Annotated in this window: 1 rRNA gene; it reads left to right on the top strand. The window is 62.5% G+C overall.

Annotated features, from left to right (window positions below):
• Nucleotides 1-24: 24 nt before the first annotated feature.
• A 16S ribosomal RNA gene (locus IF47_RS30015) occupies nt 25-200 on the top strand; the annotation flags it as partial.

A 200-nucleotide genomic window follows, 5' to 3' on the forward strand; every position in this document is an offset into this window, starting at 1 on the left:
CCCCCGAGCGGGGGCGGCACAGCATTCACGGAGAGTTTGATCCTGGCTCAGGACGAACGCTGGCGGCGTGCTTAACACATGCAAGTCGAACGCCGGCCCCTCCTTCGGGTGGGGTCGGAGTGGCGAACGGGTGAGTAACACGTGGGCAATCTGCCCTGCACTCTGGGATAACTCCGGGAAACCGGAGCTAATACCGGATA

It is taken from the genome of Streptomyces megasporus (genome assembly GCF_000718985.1).
Classification (GTDB): domain Bacteria; phylum Actinomycetota; class Actinomycetes; order Streptomycetales; family Streptomycetaceae; genus Streptomyces; species Streptomyces megasporus.